Here is a 2,958-nt window from a genome sequence, read left to right on the forward strand (position 1 = left end):
CAAAATTTTGTTTCGTTCACCAACTCAAGGTTAGCTACTAAAAACTTTATTGATTACGTTTTGCTTGTTCAGTTTTCAAGGTTCATTTCGTTACCGCTTCCTCAGTAGCAACTCTTATATAATATCATGTCGTTCGCTAGATGTCAACAACTAATTTATTTATCTTAATTGTTTTTTCAGTAGCTATCTTAACGACTTGTATAATATTACACCCTTAATTTAAAAAGGTCAACACTTTTTCTAAAAAAAATATAGTTTTTCATTTCACTGAGAAACTTACTATATAAATGATAACAAACCCTAATTCCACATTTTTTGTCTTCTTTTTCATTGCCAACATCATAAATGACTCTGTATTTTAAAACACATTATATTATATTCCCTGTAACCGGTTCTGCAAAATTTTGTATCATTTGTTCATCCATCATCGGTGAATCATAAATCTCATAATCTTTTATTTGCCTAAGAAGTTATCGATAATTAATATCGACATTATCGGACTTGCTCAGCTGAATGAGCGCATTTAGTTTGTTACGTGTTGTTTCGTTACGCGTACACTTGTGATTTTTACTACTTCACTTTTTTAGTTTCTTTTAATGCTTTGAGATCACTGGCATTCTACTTAGTTGCTTCCGGTTACAAAGTCGTAACCTGCTCTTGGCTACAATTGGATTAAGAAAACAAAAGGGAGATGGCAATATGAATATATTAAATTTAGAGTTAATGACAGCAACAGAAAAAGTAGCAGAGGCATTGATAATGCGAGGATTATTTATCAAAGTTAAAGACAATGTATTATTGTTCTCAAAGGGCAATAATAAAAATGATGTTAAGGATGTACAGTTTGTACTGAATCAATTAAATATCCCATTTATCATGCATGGCGAACATGGGCTTGAAATTCTAGTAAACCAAATGCCTACTATTAAAATGAAAAAGATTTTAACAGCTGGCGGAGATCCATTCTCGATTGATGCAGCAGCTTATCATCAGTACTGGAGATTTTTCACATGTCGCAATTACGGATTCCGGATAAATACATTTCAATTAGAGTATAATATGGCTCGTTTTGTAAAAGCAGCAAACTTAGCTGGTATTGCTACATACGCCGGCTGTAACGGTCACCTAAAAAAATCACCTCGCTTTCAATTTGCAGGACCATTTATGGCGGCATGGTTTGTAGCTGTAAAGCAACGTTATTTCCAAGATATAAAGTTGAACTATGATTGGAAAGTTGTATATGATGGCTTTACTGGTGCTGAACTACGTGCAACATCCAAACAGGGATGTTGTCAGCATAAAATTCATGAAGATACATTAAAAATGGCGTTTTTATTAGAAACACACGCTACAGAAATTCGTGATATCAAAGAAAAGTGCTTTAAACGAACGCAAAAAAATATAACACGAAAATGGGTTGATAAAGAAGATTATACAGCTTTAGAAAATTGGATGATGACAATAGCTTGGGGGAATGAAGATGTCATTAACAAAAATGGCCTTACTAGAAAGACAAACAATATGGCAATCTGAGGAAAACGATATGGACGAATGGTATGAAAAAGGCATTAGTCTTGATTTAAGACGGGTAGATCACTTTAACTTTGCTCACTATACTGAACAACAAGCTAATTTATTACTTGAGCAAGCAAGGAATGAAAAAATTCTCCACGGTAATATGCAAAGAGCTGAGAGACTATTAAAGCAAGTAATTGATCTCACACCTGACCATCCAGAAATTTACTATAGACTTGCCTTTATAAATTCCAATTTTTAAAAATGGGAAGCGATTTTGTTTTATGCGAATGAAGCATTAGAACAAGGGATATCAGAGGAAGAAGAAATTAAATTATCTGCTTTAATGGGGTGTGCCTATAGTAAAATTAGCTTAGTACGTCGTGCAAAGGAACAATTTGACCATGCCGAATCACTTGATAAAAACAAAGAATGGTCGTTGTTTATCGAAAAGTATAAAGAACTAAGCAATGAACGGCGAGCGTTAACAAAGCAACAACGCGAAGAAAAGGATGACTCCATTAATATTGCTTTGGAAAAAATGCATGAAAGCCTGTGCTGTATTCTTAATCTATATTCACATCATAACTGTTTAATTACAAGAGAAAATGAAATCAAATTAAGTTTAAAAGAAGCAGAACTCTTAGCCTTTCTTCTTAAAAATCAAGAACAGCCCATTTCAAGCCAAAAAATATTAATTTCTTTGGCCCGATATTGCACTAGGGAATCCTAATTCTACGGTCGTAAAAAGATATATATCATCACTACGAAAAAGTCTATCACTCGCATTCAGAGAGTACTCTGGTAATGATTTGATTCGATTTGAACAATCAGGATACAAAATATACTTACCAATCGAAGTGATGGTGTTTAAAGGCGTGAATTTTGGCCGACTGACTTGTCATTAAGCATAAGTACATTTGAGACTCCCACCCCTAAAGGGACAAACTGACTAATGTCAGACGGGATTCCTGAGTAACTAAGCGTTCGCAATCCATTTCTGTTTTGAACAGCTCTCAAGGTTGGGGTATACCATTATCCCTCCTTACCCAGTGCATATAGCAGATAGGGCTACGCTACTGTTACACCATCGCGTATAGTTGGTTTCGTTCGATGTGTTTTAGCGTCTTTTTCTTGACGCATATATTGTATAAGCGTTTTTTAAAGACTTTTACTTATCTAATATCCTCCAGTGGCACCTTCCCTTGTCGGTGCCACTGGAGCTTGTACATTAATCTTTTAACATTTCCTTAGAAAATACTTCACTGCCTCCCTCTGATTTGAAAGTAACAATATATCTTTTGTTTTCCAAAAGTCAATGGATTATTTATTTTCACAGAAAAAAAGCCGAGGAATAAATCCTCGACTTTTTCAGGTGCCTAGCGACGTCCTACTCTCACAGGGGGAAGCCCCCAACTACCATCGGCGCTAAAGAGCTTAACT

At 35.0% G+C, this 2,958-nt stretch carries 3 protein-coding genes; all 3 read left to right on the forward strand.

Annotation, left to right across the window (positions count from 1 at the left end):
* Window positions 1-699: 699 nt before the first annotated feature.
* Genes ACQKOG_RS27035 through ACQKOG_RS27045 form a run of 3 tightly spaced genes read left to right on the forward strand, consistent with a single transcriptional unit; the run spans window position 700 to window position 2,248 of the window.
* Window positions 700-1,533 (forward strand): hypothetical protein, encoded by an 834-nt coding sequence (locus ACQKOG_RS27035; RefSeq protein ID WP_370083789.1) that lies wholly within the window; start codon window positions 700-702, stop codon window positions 1,531-1,533.
* Window positions 1,481-1,777, forward strand: coding sequence for a tetratricopeptide repeat protein (locus ACQKOG_RS27040; protein WP_402875308.1), 297 nt, complete (start codon window positions 1,481-1,483; stop codon window positions 1,775-1,777). The genes ACQKOG_RS27035 and ACQKOG_RS27040 overlap by 53 nt, the downstream gene beginning before the upstream one ends.
* Before the next feature lie 15 nt (window positions 1,778-1,792).
* Window positions 1,793-2,248: a hypothetical protein gene (locus tag ACQKOG_RS27045; protein ID WP_402875311.1), complete on the forward strand. Its 456-nt coding sequence runs from the start codon at window positions 1,793-1,795 to the stop codon at window positions 2,246-2,248.
* Window positions 2,249-2,958: the final 710 nt, after the last annotated feature.

Origin of the sequence: Lysinibacillus sp. NPDC093216, from assembly GCF_050280325.1 — a bacterium.
Lineage (GTDB): Bacteria > Bacillota > Bacilli > Bacillales_A > Planococcaceae > Lysinibacillus.